This is a genomic window from Slackia sp. CM382, from assembly GCF_000293015.1.
Taxonomy (GTDB): Bacteria; Actinomycetota; Coriobacteriia; order Coriobacteriales; family Eggerthellaceae; genus Slackia; species Slackia exigua.
On record NZ_ALNO01000007.1, the window covers coordinates 37,934 to 54,930 of the forward strand.

15 protein-coding genes are annotated in these 16,997 nt (G+C 60.9%); 6 read left to right on the top strand and 9 right to left on the bottom strand.

Annotation, left to right across the window (positions count from 1 at the left end; all coding sequences use genetic code 11):
• Positions 1-128 precede the first annotated feature (128 nt).
• Positions 129-842, top strand: a complete 714-nt coding sequence (locus HMPREF1155_RS02915; protein ID WP_006362394.1) for a LytTR family DNA-binding domain-containing protein — start codon at positions 129-131, stop codon at positions 840-842.
• A 120-nt stretch (positions 843-962) separates the two neighbouring features.
• On the opposite strand, the gene HMPREF1155_RS02920 is transcribed toward HMPREF1155_RS02915, so the two are convergent.
• Positions 963-1,718, bottom strand: coding sequence for a Fic family protein (locus HMPREF1155_RS02920; RefSeq protein WP_009077180.1), 756 nt, complete (start codon positions 1,716-1,718; stop codon positions 963-965).
• A 115-nt stretch (positions 1,719-1,833) separates the two neighbouring features.
• Between HMPREF1155_RS02920 and HMPREF1155_RS02930 the strand changes: the two genes are divergently transcribed.
• The 4 genes from HMPREF1155_RS02930 (at position 1,834) to HMPREF1155_RS02945 (ending at position 5,539) form a co-directional block, all read left to right on the top strand.
• On the top strand, positions 1,834-2,436 hold the full coding sequence (locus HMPREF1155_RS02930) for a TetR/AcrR family transcriptional regulator (RefSeq protein ID WP_009077149.1): 603 nt from the start codon (positions 1,834-1,836) through the stop codon (positions 2,434-2,436).
• 234 nt (positions 2,437-2,670) lie between these two features.
• The gene (locus HMPREF1155_RS02935) at positions 2,671-3,267 is read left to right on the top strand and encodes an MptD family putative ECF transporter S component (protein ID WP_009077339.1); all 597 of its coding nucleotides are present in this window, start codon (positions 2,671-2,673) and stop codon (positions 3,265-3,267) included.
• The gene (locus tag HMPREF1155_RS02940; RefSeq protein WP_039993245.1) at positions 3,264-4,016 is read left to right on the top strand and encodes an energy-coupling factor transporter transmembrane component T; all 753 of its coding nucleotides are present in this window, start codon (positions 3,264-3,266) and stop codon (positions 4,014-4,016) included. The genes HMPREF1155_RS02935 and HMPREF1155_RS02940 overlap by 4 nt, the downstream gene beginning before the upstream one ends.
• A 5-nt stretch (positions 4,017-4,021) precedes the next feature.
• The gene (locus HMPREF1155_RS02945) at positions 4,022-5,539 is read left to right on the top strand and encodes an ABC transporter ATP-binding protein (protein ID WP_009077361.1); all 1,518 of its coding nucleotides are present in this window, start codon (positions 4,022-4,024) and stop codon (positions 5,537-5,539) included.
• Here the strand turns inward: HMPREF1155_RS02945 and HMPREF1155_RS02950 are convergent.
• The 6 genes from HMPREF1155_RS02950 to HMPREF1155_RS02975 form a co-directional block, all read right to left on the bottom strand.
• A complete protein-coding gene (locus HMPREF1155_RS02950) occupies positions 5,536-7,023 on the bottom strand; it encodes an ATP-binding cassette domain-containing protein (protein WP_009077085.1) in 1,488 nt (495 codons plus the stop codon). The genes HMPREF1155_RS02945 and HMPREF1155_RS02950 overlap by 4 nt on opposite strands.
• A 445-nt stretch (positions 7,024-7,468) precedes the next feature.
• Positions 7,469-9,190 (bottom strand): ABC transporter ATP-binding protein, encoded by a 1,722-nt coding sequence (locus HMPREF1155_RS02955; protein ID WP_009077379.1) that lies wholly within the window; start codon positions 9,188-9,190, stop codon positions 7,469-7,471.
• The gene (locus HMPREF1155_RS02960; RefSeq protein WP_009077374.1) at positions 9,180-10,955 is read right to left on the bottom strand and encodes an ABC transporter ATP-binding protein; all 1,776 of its coding nucleotides are present in this window, start codon (positions 10,953-10,955) and stop codon (positions 9,180-9,182) included. Before HMPREF1155_RS02960 ends, HMPREF1155_RS02955 begins: the two co-directional genes overlap by 11 nt.
• Positions 10,956-10,966: 11 nt before the next feature.
• Positions 10,967-12,463 (bottom strand): ABC transporter ATP-binding protein, encoded by a 1,497-nt coding sequence (locus HMPREF1155_RS02965; RefSeq protein ID WP_009077523.1) that lies wholly within the window; start codon positions 12,461-12,463, stop codon positions 10,967-10,969.
• Positions 12,460-13,152 (bottom strand): energy-coupling factor transporter transmembrane component T, encoded by a 693-nt coding sequence (locus tag HMPREF1155_RS02970; protein WP_238319071.1) that lies wholly within the window; start codon positions 13,150-13,152, stop codon positions 12,460-12,462. Before HMPREF1155_RS02970 ends, HMPREF1155_RS02965 begins: the two co-directional genes overlap by 4 nt.
• A 73-nt stretch (positions 13,153-13,225) precedes the next feature.
• Positions 13,226-13,843 (bottom strand): MptD family putative ECF transporter S component, encoded by a 618-nt coding sequence (locus HMPREF1155_RS02975; RefSeq protein ID WP_009077440.1) that lies wholly within the window; start codon positions 13,841-13,843, stop codon positions 13,226-13,228.
• A gap of 144 nt (positions 13,844-13,987) precedes the next feature.
• Between HMPREF1155_RS02975 and HMPREF1155_RS02980 the strand changes: the two genes are divergently transcribed.
• On the top strand, positions 13,988-14,947 hold the full coding sequence (locus HMPREF1155_RS02980; RefSeq protein WP_006362382.1) for a helix-turn-helix transcriptional regulator: 960 nt from the start codon (positions 13,988-13,990) through the stop codon (positions 14,945-14,947).
• 103 nt (positions 14,948-15,050) lie between these two features.
• Here HMPREF1155_RS02980 and HMPREF1155_RS02985 read toward each other — a convergent pair whose 3' ends face one another.
• Together HMPREF1155_RS02985 and HMPREF1155_RS02990 are read right to left on the bottom strand one after the other, a co-directional pair.
• Entirely contained in the window at positions 15,051-15,542 is a 492-nt protein-coding gene (locus tag HMPREF1155_RS02985; RefSeq protein ID WP_009077318.1) for a hypothetical protein, read from the bottom strand.
• Between the two features lie 116 nt (positions 15,543-15,658).
• Complete coding sequence (locus HMPREF1155_RS02990) at positions 15,659-16,945, bottom strand: ATP-binding protein (RefSeq protein WP_238319072.1); 1,287 nt, start codon at positions 16,943-16,945, stop codon at positions 15,659-15,661.
• Positions 16,946-16,997: the final 52 nt, after the last annotated feature.

Here is a 16,997-nt window from a genome sequence, read left to right on the forward strand (position 1 = left end):
AGCGTGAGTTTGCGTGAATATCGGGCAGATTGGCTTCGGCGACGGCTGAGCGAACTTTGAGACGTTTAGAATGTGCGCTATCATGAAGCCGCATATCCCCTTGGATTCAAACGAGTCAGGAGTCGACGTTGCTGAAGACCATAATCGTAGACGATGAGGCGCCAGCGCGTTCGGAGCTGCGCTTTTTACTCGATGAGATCGGCGATGTCGAAGTCGTGGCGGAAGCCGCCGGCGTGCGCGAAGCCATCGAGAAGATGCAATCCCACCCCGTCGACGTGCTTTTCCTCGACGTGAGCATGCCTGGCGTGACCGGCCTGCAGTTCGCCGAGGCGCTGCAGCGCCTGAAAAACCCGCCCGCGGTCGTGTTCGTGACCGCCTACGGCGAGCACGCGCTCGAGGGATTCAAGGTCAATGCTGTGGATTATCTGGTCAAACCCGTCGAGACCGATCGTCTGCGCCAAGCTGTCAAGCGCGCGACGGAATACGTCACGCTGCACGTGAAGGCGAGCCAGGCCGAGCGTATCCCGGTCGAAAAGGGCGGCAAGAAGATTCTCATCCCGATCGATACCATCCGCTTCGTCATGGCGCGCGACGACTACGCCTACCTGCAGACCGACGCCGACCGGTATTTCTCCACGGTCTCCCTCGCGCAGCTCGAGAAGCGCCTCGAGGGCCATGGGTTCTTCCGTGTGCATCGCGGCTACCTGGTCAATCTCGATATGGTCGAGGAAGTCGAGCCCGTGCAAGGCGGCACGCTCCTTCTGACGCTCAACGGCACCGAAGAGAAGATCCCCGTCTCCCGCCGCCGCGTCTCCGCGCTGAAGAAGGTTCTCGGGCTGTAGCTTCTCATCCAAGAGCGATCTCTACCAGACCGTCATGCAAAAATGCGCAAACCGCTACCTAGAGCGGATTTCGGGCTGCCCTCTGCCGGCGAGTGATGCATGATCCGGCGGAACGAGCCGTCAATTCTCGTGGACGATCCAAATTCCGGACCTGGCGCTTCCCTGCCTTGCCAGGGAGCCTTCTTCTTTCAATCCCGCGACTATGCGTTCGGCGCTTCGCTTCGAGCATCCGAGGTGTTCTGCGAGCCGGGAGATGCTTCCATCTCCGCGCTCTCTGAAGAAGTCGAGCGTCCTTGCTCGCGTCAGCTCCTTCTCGTTTGCAGGCTTGGAGAACGGCAGGATCGAATTCCTGATCACATCCAGCATGAACTCGACGAATCGTTCGCTCGATCCGATGGCGTCGGATTTCGCCAAAGCCTCGTAATAGCCCGCCTGTCGCTGCCTGATCGTGCTTTCTATGGGAAGCCATGCAAGCGCAGGTCTCCATTTCGATAGAAGCAGCGTGTGCCATAGCCCTCCTGTTCTTCCATTTCCGTCGGAGAAGGGGTGGCAGAATTCGAACTCGAAATGGAAGATGCAGGATGCGACCAGGGGATGCATGCTCGTCTTTTCCAGCCAGTCGAAGATATCGGCCATCACTTCGGGAACGTGGGCCGCAGGAGTGCCTGCGTGGATAAGAGCATCGCCGTCGAACACGCCGACATTGCCGCTGCGGAAACGGCCCGCTTCGGGGAGATCATGCCTACGAGCTCCGCGATCTCCATGCAGAGCGTATCTATTGCATCGTTGCGTTCGAATGGCGGTTCGTATGGCATGGCCTGTCCTTTCTTTACCGCCAATGGCGGTAATCAGGCGTTCGTCCGATCTTGAATCCATGCAGCATGCGCCGTCGTTGACAGCACTAGTTAGTCTAGGGTAATCTTAGACCGACGTTCGTTCTGTTTTTAATGCAAAGCTATCCGCATCGAGCGAAGAATCGGAAGGGTCACACGTGAAGAGGAACAGCAAGAAACCGGCCGAACGGCGCAAGGAGCTTGTGGACGCGGCCGCGCATCTCTTCGCGGAGAAGGGTTATGAGAACACGTCGGTCCGCGACATCTTGGATGCCGTCGGGGGCGCTCCGGGTATGTTCTACTACTACTTCAAGTCGAAGCAGGATATCTACGTCGCCGTCATGGAGGATTTCATCTCCGAACGCATGAGCCGCAAGTGCGAGGTCATGGAGGATGACGAACGCTCGTTCGACGAGAGAATCTCCGCGCTGCGCAGCCTTGTCGAAGATGATGTCGACGAGTATGTCAGGTCATTCAACCCTGAACCGGGGGAATCGGTTCCCGATGCCTCGTACAAGCTTTGGGATATGGTCCAAATGCTCGATCGCATGGCAGACCCTTACGCCAAGCTCATGCTCGAAGGCGTGCGAACCGAAAAGATAAAGAACCGTCTCGGCGTGAACGAGGATAGCGCCGAGGCGTGTGCGCTGTTCGTGCTCTATGGGCTTTGGGGCGTCATGTACAACGGGCGCTTCGCGCCGGAGTGCAGGCAGCATTCCCTCGAAGAGGCCTTCGGGATAGCGCAGGAGCTGTTTCATTGATGTAAGCGAGCAGAAAACAAACGTCGCGAGCGGCGAGAGAGACCGATCATTCCACGGCGGGAGCATTCGAGAGGATGCTCCCGCCGGCGTGTTTAACGGGAAATCAGAACGAATTCGTTCTGGACGGCAGGAAGGAGCTTACGAGCGACGCATATATGCGGTGCAGCGAGGGCGGATTCTACAGATCAACCGACTGCAACGTTCCAATTGACAGCCTAAAGAAAGGAAATCGACATGGATTCTCAGAAGAAGCGCAGCTCATCGAGGGGAGCTATATCGGCCGGCGTGTTCATTGCCCTCTACCTGGCGGTCTACGTCATCATCGGCGTCGCATGCATGCCGGTTCCGATCCTGTTCCTGCTCATGCCGGAGCTCGTCGCACTGGTCGCGGCACCTGTCTACCATACGATGCTCTCCAAGTCGCCTTCGGGCACGCCCATCTTCATCGCCGCCATCTTGCCGAGCCTCATTCTCATCGCCTCGGGCCACATTCCCATCGCACCCCTCGTCTCGGTTCCCGTCGGTATCGCGGCCGTGCTCATCGCCCGCAAGGGGCAGTACAAGAGCTTCAAATGGAACGCCGCAAGCCATGCCGTCTTTTCGTGGAACCTGCTTGGCGGCTTCGTGCCCATCTGGTTCATGCGCGACTACTTCTTCCAAGACACGTTCGAGCGTGGCATGAGCGCCGACTTCTGCGATACCCTCTATGCGCTCACCCCCGATTGGGTGTTTCTTGCGATGATGCTCGCCATCGTCGTCTTCTCGCTGGCAGGGTCGCTGATCGCGCGCAAGCTGCTGGCGGGCAGGCTCGAGAGCGCCGGAATCCTGTGAGCGTTCTTGACAGGATTTACGGCGAGCGGCGCGAGCATCAAGGGCTCAGGTTCGACCCGCGAACGAAGCTGGCCCTGCTCGTGCTGCTCGATATAGCCGTGTTCCTCGGGCGATCGCTGCCGTACGAATGCGCGGTCTTTCTCATATGCGCCCTGCTCGTGGCCGTCGGCGGCATGGCCGGCGCCTCGTTTCGCTCCTGTGTGGCATTCGCCCTGCTTGTAGTCTTGCAGCACGTGATCGGGCCCGTGATGGGCCAGAGCTTGGCGCTGTCCCTTGCGCAGTTTTTAGCGGTGGCGGTTCGCAAAGTCCTGCCGTGCGTCCTCGTTGCGTATTGGGTCGTGGAGACGACCGGTGTCGGCGAGTTTTCAGCGGCGCTGTGGAAGAGCAAGGTGCCGCGGAACGCTATCGTCACGACATCGGTGATATTCCGCTGCTTTCCGACGATCGGCGAGGAGTGGCGTGCGATACGGTCGGCCATGAAGATGAGGGGTATCGGGACGGGGCCATCCGCCTGGATCGTTCATCCTATCCGTACGTTGGTTTGCCTCTACGTGCCGCTCTTCGCCTCGGTGGCGACGATAAGCGACGAGCTTGCGGCTGCGGCTCTGTGTCGCGGCCTGGACGATCCGGGACCGCACACCAGCCTGTCCGAGATAGGCTTTCATGCCCAGGACCGGATCGTCCTCGCGCTCGTGGCCGCAGGCGTGCTGGTCGTGACAGCATTCGCCCTCGCCGGAAAGGGGTTTTGAGTCCGATGGAGAAGCCCGCGGTCTCGTTAGCCGATGTCACGTTCTCGTATAGAGGCGCCGGCGCTCCGAGCCTCTCGTCGCTGTCGCTCGATGTGGCGGCAGGCGAATGCGTTCTTCTGTGCGGCAAGAGCGGCTGCGGAAAATCCACTGTTCTTCGCCTGCTGAACGGCATGATTCCCGAGTTCTACGATGGCGAGGCGAGCGGGAGGGTGGAAGTCGCCGGCATGGACCCCGCATCATGCCCGCAGTACGAGATCGCCCGCAGCGTGGGAACCGTTTTCCAGAACCCGCGCACGCAGTTCTATACCCTTAATACCACGAGCGAGGTGGCCTTCGGTTGCGAGAATCAAGGACTGGAGCGCGCAGAGGTTGTTCGAAGAGTCGGCAACGCGGCAGAAGAGCTGGGAATAGGAAGCCTCATGAACCGCAGCATCTTTCAGCTCTCGGGCGGTGAGAAGCAACGTCTTGCCGTCGCGAGCGTCTATGCCTCGGACCCTGAGGTGTTCCTTCTGGACGAGCCGTCGGCAAACCTCGATTTTCCCGCGATTCGCGAATTGCGGCGCATTCTGAGCCTGCTGAAGGCGAAGGGCAAGACGATCCTCGTTGCCGAGCATCGCACCTGGTACCTCGAAGGTATCGCCGATCGCGCGGTCTATCTTGACGGTGGGAGGGTCGCCGGCATCTACGCCATGGAGGAACTTGCTGGCCTTACCCGCGAGCAGCGCCTTGAGACGGGCATACGGCCTGCGAGGCTGGATGCGTTCGACATCCCGAGGACAAGCGCGCCAGCAGAGCTCTCTCGTTCTTGCGAGCTTCATCTTCGCGATATCGCGTTCTCGTATTCCCGGCGCTCCGAGCGCTCTCTTTTCGTCGGCGACGCGCGGTTCGGCGCGGGTCGCATCGAGATGATCGTGGGAGACAACGGGGCGGGAAAGTCGACCCTCGTCTCGGTGATATGCGGGCTTGCCAAGGAGAACCGCGGAACCATAGCGATTGACGGTGCATCGATCAAAGCGAGAAAGCGGCTGCCGATCAGCTACGAGGTGATGCAGGAAGTCAACCACCAGCTGTTCTGCGACAGCGTCGAGGACGAGGTCGTCCTCGGGGCGGCCCGGCCCGACGCTTCCGCTTTAGAGTCGGTGCTCGACCGGATGGATCTTCGGGACGCGAGGGACCGCCATCCTCTGACGTTGTCGGGCGGGCAGAAGCAGCGCTGCGCCATAGCAGCCGCCGTGTTCTGCGGAAAGAGGGTGATCGCGTTCGATGAGCCGACGAGCGGGCTTGATTACGCCCACATGGCGCAGACGGCGGAGTTGTTGAGGGAATTGGCCGGCACCGGGATATTCGTCCTCGTCGTGACGCACGACTACGAACTCGTGCGGATCGCCGGAGACCGGGTGACCGAGATGAGAGGGGGCGGGGTCGCCGGCCAATACGATCTCGACGAGGAAGGCGTCTTGCGCCTGCGCACGTTCTTCGGGATCGGGTCGCCGTTTTCTTGCCGACGCGAGGGCGGCATCTAGCTCACTGTGAGCTCATAGCCTCCTTTCGCCATCTGCATCCTCCAGGTTATGCTCGTGGTCGAGCCGAGTAAGGCGGAATCGTGCGAGACAAGCAGGAGCGCTCCAGGATACGAGGACAAGAGTCGCTCAAGGGCCTTCGTCGATCCGAGGTCGAGGTGGTTGGTGGGCTCGTCCATGATGACGAGCTCCGGCGACTCGAGGATTCCGAGCGCGAGCATGAGCTTGCGCATCTCCCCGGGGCTGACGGCATCCCCCTCGAGCATACGATCCGGATTCGAGTTGAGCTGCGCCACGATGGAGAGGGCGCGCCCGAGCCGCGCGGTCGAGAGTCTGTGCATCGCCTGCAGCGCTTCTCCTACCTGCGACCTGTCGGGTTCCTGGGGGATGTAGAGCATTTTCGTGCCAGCGGGAATTCCTGCAACGATTCTCTTGACCAGCGTCGTCTTGCCGGATCCGTTGTCTCCGGTGAGCCCGATGTGGTCCGCGTTTCCGATGTGCAGCGCGGGCACGCTCAGGGAGGCATCGCCGAGGGGGATGCTGCAAGGATCCGTCCTGAAGAGGACCTTGCGCCTGCTAGGCTTGGCATCGAGCCATACGTCGGCGTCGTAGCGCCTCTCAATCCGTGTGGCAGCGAGCTTCGCCTCGGCCTCCTCGAACCTGCCCTGCATGCGGGACGACAGTCTGCCGGCCTTTCCGTCCTTGCCGGTCATCACCGCTACGCGCACCTTCCGTCGCGCGTCCGTATCGTGCGTGCCGATGCCCCTGAGGCTTCTCTTGCCGGCGGAACGCGACGCCTCCTCGCGGCGCCGTTGCGCTTCGCGCTCTATACGAGCCTTCTCCTTGCGAGCTGCATCGCGCGCGTGAATGGTGCTTGCGCGTTCAAGAGCTGCCTGCGAGGATGCCTGCGAGTATCCGCCGGGCCTCATGACGGCAGCGCCGTCCGCGACGAACAGGCACTGTGAGCAGAGCGCATCGAGCAGCTCACGGTCGTGTGAGACGAGGAGGCCGATTCCCCCGAAGCGCGACAGCGCTTCGAACATAGCGCGCCTCGTCGAGGCGTCCACGTGGTTGGTCGGCTCGTCCAAGGCGAGTACGTCGGGGGCTGCCCACAGGGCGCAGGCCACCTGCAAGCGCTTCTGCTGTCCGCCCGAGAGCGTGACGTAACGCCAGGCCCAGTCGTCTTCGATGCCGAGCTCGCGGCGGAGTCTCACGGCCGGGCCGTCGTAGGTGAGCGCGAAATCGGTCACATTGCCTGGAGGCTCTTTTGCATTCTGGGCGCAATAGGCGGAAAGGAGGGACGGCGTGACGGTGCCGGCATCGGGTCGCAAGATTCCGCATGCGACCAGAGCGAGCGTCGTCTTGCCTCCGCCGTTGTCTCCGACTATACCGGTCCATCCCTGCGGGAGCGTGGCGGTAACGCCGCGCAGGGCAGGGTCTGCCGCGGACGGATAGGTATATTCGATGTTGAAGAGGTTGAGCTGCATGTTGCCTCGTCTCTGCAGGAGACCGCACGGAGCAGCAAGCGATGTATCGATCTTAGGATATGTGGCTTTGGAATGGCGTTTAAGCACACGATGCTGCATCCGCGGCATAGCCGCCAGCGATGTCGCTTGGTTTTCGGATGGATATGAGCATCGCTAGTTCTTCACGCGCCTCGTCCCTTCTCTTGCCGACGCTTGCCAAAGGCCCCGGCGGATTTCTCGACGCGACTAGTATAGCCTGCCGGGGGCGTCGGCGTGAAGGGTTCGGGGCTCACGCCGTCGTTCTGCTGACGAGCAGGAAACAGGGAGCCGCATCGGCCGTGTGCGCTCCCGTGAAGAAGGGACCGGTCGGACGGTAATTTGCGGCATACTCGACGACTGGTTCCTGTCAACACTCCAGATCGAGCGCGTCCGCTTCGACGAGTTGCGATGGTATCCGATGACATCGCTACCCGTTGCTCGATGCCGCCCACATGCGGGCGTACTTGCCGCCGAGCGCCATCAGCTCGTCGTGGCATCCCAGTTCAGCGACTCGTCCGCCGTCGATGACGGCGATCTGGCCGGCCGTGCGCACAATGGGCAGCGTGTGAGCCACCATCACCACGGTCTTGCGGTGGGCGAGCAAGTTGGTGACGGCCTCGCGCACGGCGAGCTCGTTTTCTATGTCGAGGTTCGATGTGGCCTCGTCCAAAAGCACGATGGGCGCATCGCGCAGGATGGCGCGGGCAATCGAGAGCCGCTGGCGCTCGCCGCCGGAGAGCTTGCCGCCCCTCTCGCCGATCCGCGTGTTGTAGCCTTGCGGCAGCGCTTGCACGAACGCGTCGGCGTTTGCCAGGCGGCACGCCTCGCGCACGTCCTCGTCGCTTGCGGAGGGGCGGGCGTAGCGCACGTTGTCCATCACCGAATCGTCGAAGAGGAAGACGTCCTGGTCGACGAGCGCCACGTTGCGCAGCACGCTCTCGGGCGCAAAGCCGCTCGCATCCACGCCCCCGAAGCTCACTGTCCCGCTCTGGGGTCGGTACAGCTGGGCTACCAGGTTGAGCACCGTTGACTTGCCGCAGCCCGAATCGCCCACAAGCGCCGTCAGCCTTCCTTCGGGGATGGTCAGATCAAAATCCTCGAGCACGGCCGGTCCATCCCCATAGGAGAACCCCACGTGCGCAAGCTCGATGCCCGTACCTTGCATAGGCATGTCGTCGAAACTGCCGGTCTCCTTAGGCTCTTCAAGCACGGACGCGATGTTGCGTCTGGCGATCTCGAGGTTGCGGTAGGCGGTCAGGTCGATGAACAGGGCGCTTCCGAGTTTGAGGGTGAACAGGGGCAACATAGCGATGAGCAAAAACGACTCGACGGGCAACGCTCCTGACGTCCATGCGCTATAGCACATCCACACGAGGAGGGGCTGGGCAAGGCCCGCAAAGATGGACCATACGGCCCCGACCGGGATGATCGCTCGTTCGTATACGTAGCTCACGTGCGAGAACGCACGCATGCTTTCCACGATGGAGCGGTTGTGCACGCCTGCGACCCCGTAGGCGCGCAAGGTCTGCATGCCATCGACGTGTTCCATGATGGCGCTCGAACTGCTCGCGCGCACCTGGTCCTTGCGGGGCCCGAAGACCCTGACTTGGCGCCACGAGAGCGCGACAGCGGGGACGAGCGATAGGAACGAGCATGCGATCACGATGCCGGCCGGCGCATAGAGCCAGAATGTGAACGCGCAGACCGTCGTTGCCAGCACCGCGCCTCTCACGATGTCACCCGTGCGGTGGGTGAGAATCTGCTCGTAATCGTTCACGTTGACTGTGAGCGCCTGCAGGTATTGCCCGCTCGAGCGCTTCGCGAAATGCGACAACGGGATGCGCTTGATGGCGTCGCCCAAGGCGATGCGCAGGTCGTGACTCACATGGGCGCCGCCCACCTGCCCGCGTACGTATCCGAAGCGGTAGATTGCAAGACGCGCGGCGAAGACGACGACGAGCATCCCGGTGATCTGCAGAAGGGCAGCGAGCTCGACGGCGCCTGCGAACACCTGGCGCATCACCATCCAGATGAGCACGAAGTTCGCACCGCCGAGCAGGCCCTCTGCGATTGTGCAGATGCACGAGAGGTAGAAATCCCGGTTCTTCGCGAACGGGTTGCGTGCAGCATCCCGAGCCTTATCGGACATTGCGTCCCTCCTTTTCGCCGGTGCGGTAGCTCATGGAGCGCGAACGCGTCCAGGCGGCCCATGCGCTGCGGTAATAGGAGCTTGCCTCGAGCACGGCGTCGTGCGGACCCATGCAGGCGATGCGCCCGTCTTCCATCACGGCGACGGCGTCGCAGCCGTCGACCGCGTCGAGCCGATGCGCCACGACGAGCACCGTCTTGCCTTCGCACAGGCTGTCGATCGCCCGGTCGATGAGCACCTGGTTTTCCGGGTCGGCGGCGCTTGTGGCCTCATCGAGGATCAGGATGGGGGCGTCTTTCAAGATGGCGCGGGCGATAGCGATGCGCTGGCGCTCTCCGCCGGAAAGGCGACCTCCCAACGTGCCCATGCGCGTGTCGTAGCCTTGCGGCAGCGCCTGGATGAAGTCGTCGGCCTGTGCGCGCCGCGCGGCCGCACGCACCTCGTCGAGCGAGGCGTCCGATCCCATGCGAATGTTTTCCAGGATGGTTCCGCTGGCAAGGAAGGTCTTCTGGAACACCGCCGACACGTGGGCCAGCAGGTCGTCGTAGTCGATGTGTCGCACGTCGATACCGCCGATGGAGACGCTGCCCGACGTCACGTCGTAGAAACGCCCTACCAGCTGGATGAGGGTCGACTTACCCGAGCCGGACGCGCCCACGATGGCGATCCGCTTGCCCGCCGCCACGTCGAGCGAGACATCGTGCAGCACCTCGGGCGCGTCATCGGCATAGGAGAACGACACCCCGTCAAGGCGGATGGAGGCGTCGTCAGGAAACGGAACGCCTCCGCCGAACACGGGGATATCCAAAAGCTCCTGAACGCGCTCGGCGCTGGCGGAGACTTGGGAGAGCTTGTTGGCAAAGCTCTGCAGGAGCCTGATCTCGGTGAGGTAGAGCGACCCGACGAACGCGAACAGAAGATAAGTGGAGACATCGATGGCGCCGTTCGTCAACATGAGCGCCCCTGCCGGCACCATGATGAGCAATCCGGCTTCGATGATGATGACGTAGGAGGCGAATCCCGGGCCGGTCTTGCGCGATATCTCGCACCACACGGCGTTTTCCTCGTCCACCGCCTTCCTGAAACGTCCGAACGAACGCGTGCCCATGTCGAGCGCCCTGACGGTGCGCATACCGCTCACGTATTCCGCCATGACGGAGTTCATGTCCTCGAGCGACTTCGTCGCACGTCCCACGATCGAGCTCATGACCTTGAAAAGCGATACGAGCACCGCCAGCGCCGCGATGGCGGGGATGAGCGTGGCCAAGGCGAGCGGCACATTCGCGAAGAGCAGGAAGGCGAAGGTCGCGACGGGCCCTGCGCCGTACATCAAGGCCTCGGGCACGTTGTGCGCGAGCAGGAGCTCGAGGTTCTCCACGTCGTCGGAGAGCACCGTCTTGATCTTGCCCGTGCTGCGCTCGTCCATCTCGCCGAGCGGGGCCTTCGAGAGACGTTCGAGGATGCGGCAGCGCACGTCGAAGAGCGTCCCATAGGCGCCCTTGTGCGAGAGCGTGCCCGCGAAGGCGAAGAAGACGAAGCGCAGCACGATTCCCACGGCGAGGATGGCGACGTCTGCCGCTATCGTGTCGGCCGTGGCCGTGCCTCCGTAGACGGCGCTCATGACATCGAACACGGCGAAATAGGGCACTGCGACCAAGAGGCCCGACAGCGTGGCGCACACGACCGAGGCGACCAGGTACTTCCGATGCCGTCCCGCCCACGCGAACACGAGGGCGACGGGGTTTGCCCCCTTACTGATTTCCACGAAGATCCTCCTTACCGGGAAACGGCCGAATCCATCAGAGCTTTCACGGTATCGAACTGCTCAGCGGTCGCGAGAGGAGCGCGTAGCGCGCCGTCTTTCACGCACAGCACCCGGTCGCAGGCGCACGCGACGAGCTCCAGGTCGTGCGTTACCACCAGGAGCGCACGGCCCTGCTCCGCGAGCCGTCTGAGCAGCCGGGCTATACGTTGCATGCCGTCGAGGTCAAGGCCGCTCGTGGGCTCGTCGAACACGAGCACGCGCTTTTCTGCGGCGACGCATGCCGCGACGGCCAGACGCTGCTTCTGTCCGCCCGAGAGGGTAGCCGGATGCCGATCGCCCAAGGCTTCGAGGTCGAGTTCGGACAGGACACGCGCAACGTCTACGCTCTCGGCCTCGCGTCGAGGCAGGCCGAAGGTCACCTCTTCGGTCGCGCTTTCGGCGAACAGCTGGTAGTTGACGTCTTGAAACACCATCGACGAGACGCGCACGCGTTCCCTGCGCGTGGCGGTCGCGCTGTTGAGCAGGATCTTCCCCCGCGTCCGACGCTCGAACCCGCACAATGCCCGGCACAGCGTGGTCTTGCCCGCTCCGTTGCGGCCGACCAGCGCCGTGACTTCGCCCGCGCGCAGCTCAAGTGCCGCGCCACGCAGGACAGGGGCCGTGCCGAAGGAGACCGAGAGCGCCCGCGTCGCGAGCAGCGCGCCGCCCGCGCGAGGGGAATACGTGCTCACGGAAGGATTCGCGCGCGGGGCTATCTCGCCTATGCTGCGGGCGCGCAGTCCCATCCGTCCGACCTCCCAGGCGTCGAGCGATGCGAATTCCGCCGCCCCCATGACGCGCCCCACGCTCCCTTTCTCCAGGTACACGTATCTGTCGGCGATGCCGGCGAGCCAGGAGAGCCGGTGTTCGGCGATGAGAATCGCGCAGCCTCTTTCCTTGGCATGCCCCACGAATGCCGTCATGGCGTCTATCGAGGTCAGATCGAGGTTGCTCGTGGGCTCGTCCAAGAGCAGGTTCGCGGGATGTTGGGCCCAGATGCTCGCGAAGGCGATCTTCTGGCGTTCGCCGCCCGAAAGTTCGAAGATGCTGCGGTCTGCCAGCATGGAAAGGTCAAGCTCCTCGAAGGTCTCGCTCACGCGGGGGCGGATCTTCTCTTCAGGCCACCCCGCGCTCTCCAGTCCAAACGCGACTTCGCCCGTGGTCTCCACGTTGAAGAACTGGGTGCGCGGGTTCTGGAAGAGCGAGCCCGCTCGTTGCGCTATCTCCCAGGTGGCAAGGTCGTCCACGTCGGTGCCGTCGAGCATGACGTTGCCGGCCTTCTCTCCTGAAAAGAAGCGAGGGGCAAGGCCGTTTGCGAGTCTGAGCAGGGTCGACTTGCCGCAGCCCGACCGCCCGCAGAGCACGACGACCTCGCCGGGGGCAACGGACAGCGACACGTTCCTGACCCCCGCGTCATCGGCCGTGGGGGACGTGCCATAGGAGAAGGAGACATGCCTGAAGGAGATCATGCGACCACCCTGATCGCGAGCATGATCGCAATGACGGCGAGGGATGCCGCGAACGTCAGGAGATCCGCACGCCGTAGCTCTATATGCAGATAGCAGGTGCGCGCTACAGGGTTTTCGATGCCACGTGCCACGGCTGCCATGGAAAGCTCGTCGGCGGCGCGGCTTGCGCTCATGAGCAGAGGGACGTAGATGCAGTCGATGGTGCGCATCGGCGCCTGGATGAACCCCAGCGGGTTTGGCGATATGCCGCGCATGCGCATGGCGTCTTTGATGAACCCCCAGTCTTCGCGCACGGTCGGCGCGTAGCGAAGGGCGACGGCCAGAGGAATCGTCACCGCACGGGGCACCCTCATCCGCGTCAGCGCGCTCATGAATTCGTTTATGTGCGTGGTCTTCACCGTGGCGTACGCCATGAGCCCGCAGGCGAACACCTTGCGCATCAGGAGAAGAAACGAGGAGAACATGGTGCGCAGGCCTACGTCATTCAAGTATGGGACGAACTGCGCGAGCGTTATGAACAGCGCGTATAGAACGAGCATGGCCGCAGAGACCCGGAGCTGCCCCAGCATGCTTCCAAAGGCGAAGGCGACCCCCATGAGCGCGAAGTCGCACGGCATATTCGGTGCCAGCGCCACCGCGACGGCCATGGCGGCGATTGCCGCGAGCTTGGCGCGTGGATCGAGGCGCACGCCCCTCCCCGGCGTTCCATCTCTTCTCAGGGATGCTCCAGGAATCTTCTGCGTTTTGGGCATACGCGTGCGTCTAGGCCGTGATTCCGGCTTTTTCAAACTGGCGGTGCAGCAGGCGCATGCCCAGAAGCCCGCTTATGATGGCGCAGGCCACGGTGGCAAGCACCATCGCAGGCAGCATCCAGTCGGTCGCCGTGGACATCATCGTGTCCATATAGGCTTGCTCGGCTCCTTTGCCCACCAGGTATGAAGCATAGCCCGTCGGGTTGGCCCAGAGCATAAGATAGGATCCCATGGGGGAAAGCGAGTAGACGACGAACGCCGCGAAGTTGAGCGCCTTGCTCCTGAACCGGCCGATGCCGGCTATGATATCGGCGGCAATGCCCAAGACGACGCAGGCCACCGCCCAACCCCAGTACATGCCCGTCGCAAAAAGGAACAGCCCTTCGACGACGCCCACGACGATGAGCGGCCCGTGCTTGGGCACCTTGGCGATGAGCAGAAGGTAGATCGGTCCGGTGAGCAAGGCAACCGAAGCCGGCATCCAGAATGTGAGCACGGGGTTGGAGGCGAAGAACGCGCCGCCCACCATCATGAACACCAGGTAGAGCGCCGTGAATATGCCTACCGTGACAAGGTCCCGTGCCGCAAGCCTCCCCGCGCCCTTCCCCGCTGTTTCTTGCTGGTCCATCTCTGTCCTTTCAAAATATATTACCTTTGGCTATCTTTATCTTGCGAGTATATGTTTGAGCATGATCTATCGGGTATTTAGGCTGATTTTCTGTCTAATCGACGTGAAGTCCTGTCTCAACGCCACATGACGAAGGGACGAAAAATGGAGAAGACGTTCCAAGAGAAGATGTTGGGGGGCACCGATTTCTCGCCTGTGCCGTCGCCCGATGGTTTCGGAGAGCTGTGGAGATCGTACCGGTCTAGGCAGGGCGCATATTGGGGATGGTTTCATTTCCTGTCGCCTCAAGAAGCCGATTGGAGCATCAGCATCCACGACTTCGTCATGGACGACGATTTCGTCATGAGTTCCGAAACCTCTGACTATCTCACGGTCACATACTTCAAGTCGATTTCAGGGGAGGAGTTCAACCCCTACCGCAAGCTCAGGCCGAACAGCCTCTGGGGCCAGAGCTTCAAGGGAGAGCCATGGAAGGGCATTGCGCATGCCGGCATACCCGTTCAAAGCATCTCGATCGAGGTGTCGCATGAGTTTTCCAGGCGGTTTCTCGAAAAAGAGTATCCCGGCGGGTTCGCGAGCGTCGAGGAAGCGTTCGTCTCGCTCGGAAACGATGGGGAGCATCTGGAATTGAAGGCTCTCCTCGCCAAGCTCTGGCCTGTACCCGGTGGCCAAAGCCATAGCGCGCTGTACTACGAGGGCAAGGTCCTCGAGGCGATGGGGCTTATCGTGGAAGGCACGAGGCAGCCGCGCGCACGTACCTGCAAGCCTGTCAGCTCATCTGACTGGGCGAGGATCCAGGATGTCGTGCGCTATATCGACGACCACTGCTCGTCTGCCCTGCGTATTGCCGACCTGTCGGCCATAGCCTGCATGAGCCCTACCAAATTCAAGGAGACGTTCAAGAAGGCGAATGGCAAGACCGTGACGGGCTATGTCCAGGAACGGAGGATGTCGCAGGCCGAACTTCTGCTCAGACAGCCTGATCTCACCATCGAGCAGATCGCGCGCTCTGTGGGTTACACGTGCACAAGCCGTTTCTCGGAGCTGTTCAGGCGCGAGGTTGGCATGCTTCCCAGCGAGTATCGCAAAGCGCTCCGGCCCTGAGAGCCCACGTGATCATCGCTCGACATAGTGCCGGGCGATATCGCCTGTATGTCTCGCCGTCTTCGTTTTACTGTCAATGGCGATAAAACCGAACTGCCTTCCGTTATTCAGACTTAGGAGGAATATTCAGATCAAGCTCTGTCTTCTGCTTTTGCTCCGTAAGAGTACCGTCCGACGCACTGTTGTAACCAATGGTCAAAGCAGCTTTCGGATCAGAAATTCCCTCAAGAGGTCCTGGAGTTTTTGAAACATTCGGTATGAATAGATAGAATTTCTCACCAGGCTCTAGGAACGCGTTGCCACTGGCATTCAGAGGACCGGTTATGTCGCCAAGCCAGAATTCCACATAGAGCGTATCGGAATGCTTATCGATGATCTCGAAAACATAACCCTCTTGAGAGCTTCCCGGAACCTGGGCGATAGCGTACAGATTCATGTACAGCTTCTCGGTATCGATAAGGGTCTTATCAACCTCTCGGGTTACTTCGAATTTCTTTTCTTTCAGGTCATTGAAAGAAGAATTATGAGGAATCGTGCCTGTATTGGTCAGCTGGTTGAAAGGCTCGTAGGCAACGCTCGAGTCGAGCGAGAGCACGCATGAGAATGCTTAAGAAGCGGTTCAATTCGGTTTGACCGTTCCAAAGTCCGAACTCACCTAAAGCTCAGCACTGAGTCCCGCTTCAGGACGCAATAGCGAGAAATGAATAAGGATCAGATTTTCCAGATGGGGACTGCCTGGACGGTTCGCGTGATGAGATACGGATCCGGAGTCTGGCACACAACGTGTCCGAATCCTACCTCGTAGCCGGAAAGGTTTTCAAGGTAGGCGAAATTCTTCACGGCATCCCTTCTCACCGTGGCTGATGTTTTCACCTCGACGGGATGCAGGGTACGCCCATCTTGGATGATCAGGTCGATCTCCCTTTTCTTGGCGTCGCGGTAGAACCAGATGTCGTGCAAGCTTTTTCCTGAGTTCATGAAGCTCTTCAGGATCTCGGAAACGACGAACGTCTCGAATACGTGTCCCGCCGCTGCACCGTTTCGCAACTGGTCAGGCGTTGTCCACCTGGTTAGATGGCATACGAGACCGGTGTCCATAAAGAAGATCTTCGGAGTCTTCGTCAGGCGCTTGTCAATATTCGGCCAAAACGGCTCGATAACGCGCACGATATTGGAAGCCTGAAGAACCGAGAGCCAGGCTTTGATCGTCTTATGGTCCACGTCGACGGTTTTTGCAATGTCGGAGGCATTCAGGAGCTGACCGGTCCTCGCCGCACATGCGATCATGAAGCTGTAGAACTTCGCCTCGTCCTTCACGTTGACGAGCGCGCGGACATCGCGCTCGAGGTAGGAAGCGACATAGTCGGCGTAGAAGAGATCCCAGTCAATGTCGGGGTCCTGCAGCTCCGGCATCGAGCCCCGATGGATTACATCCCAAACGTCTGCCGAGGATGGATTTGCAGAATCGTCCACCATCTTCGGAATGTAGGGATGGGGGTCGGAGGAATTGCTCGAGAGTTCCCTCAGGCTTAAACCGGGCATCTCCAGAATCCGTATTCTTCCCGCCAGAGACTCGCTCACGCCCTTCATGAGGTGGAATGTTTGCGAGCCGGTGAGGACGATGCGCCCCTTCTCCTCCGATTGATCAACAACCCATTTCACCGGAGAGAAGAGCTCTGGCACGCGCTGCACCTCATCGATGATAAGCGGGAGGGTTTTCGACTCGAAGAACAGGGCAGCATCCTCTTTGGCAAGGAGATAGTCCCTAGGGTTCTCCATCGAAACATAGCTGAAGGCGTCGTTGAGATGGTGCCTGAGCATGGTTGTCTTTCCGACCTGACGGGCGCCGGTCACAAGCACAACTTTTCCCTGCTTCAGCATTGCATCGATCGTTGATTCGATTTCGCGCTTTATGTACATAAGATGCCCTCCCCGGCAACAGAAGGGCATTATCTCATCGATATCCAGTGCCGTCAAATATGGGAATTTAATTCCCATATTTGACGGCACTCCCCGTTTGGTGACGGCAGGTGGTCTCGAACAGGCGCAT

Excerpts from the sequence above, each read along its gene's own strand:
- HMPREF1155_RS02965 (WP_009077523.1), bottom strand. The coding sequence starts at position 12,463 with ATGATCTCCTTCAGGCATGTCTCCTTCTCCTATGGCACGTCCCCCACG.
- HMPREF1155_RS02945 (WP_009077361.1), top strand. The coding sequence starts at position 4,022 with ATGGAGAAGCCCGCGGTCTCGTTAGCCGATGTCACGTTCTCGTATAGA.
- HMPREF1155_RS02935 (WP_009077339.1), top strand. The coding sequence starts at position 2,671 with ATGGATTCTCAGAAGAAGCGCAGCTCATCGAGGGGAGCTATATCGGCC.
- HMPREF1155_RS02975 (WP_009077440.1), bottom strand. The coding sequence starts at position 13,843 with ATGGACCAGCAAGAAACAGCGGGGAAGGGCGCGGGGAGGCTTGCGGCA.
- HMPREF1155_RS02990 (WP_238319072.1), bottom strand. The coding sequence starts at position 16,945 with ATGGGAATTAAATTCCCATATTTGACGGCACTGGATATCGATGAGATA.
- HMPREF1155_RS02950 (WP_009077085.1), bottom strand. The coding sequence starts at position 7,023 with ATGCAGCTCAACCTCTTCAACATCGAATATACCTATCCGTCCGCGGCA.
- HMPREF1155_RS02920 (WP_009077180.1), bottom strand. The coding sequence starts at position 1,718 with ATGGATTCAAGATCGGACGAACGCCTGATTACCGCCATTGGCGGTAAA.
- HMPREF1155_RS02980 (WP_006362382.1), top strand. The coding sequence starts at position 13,988 with ATGGAGAAGACGTTCCAAGAGAAGATGTTGGGGGGCACCGATTTCTCG.
- HMPREF1155_RS02955 (WP_009077379.1), bottom strand. The coding sequence starts at position 9,190 with ATGTCCGATAAGGCTCGGGATGCTGCACGCAACCCGTTCGCGAAGAAC.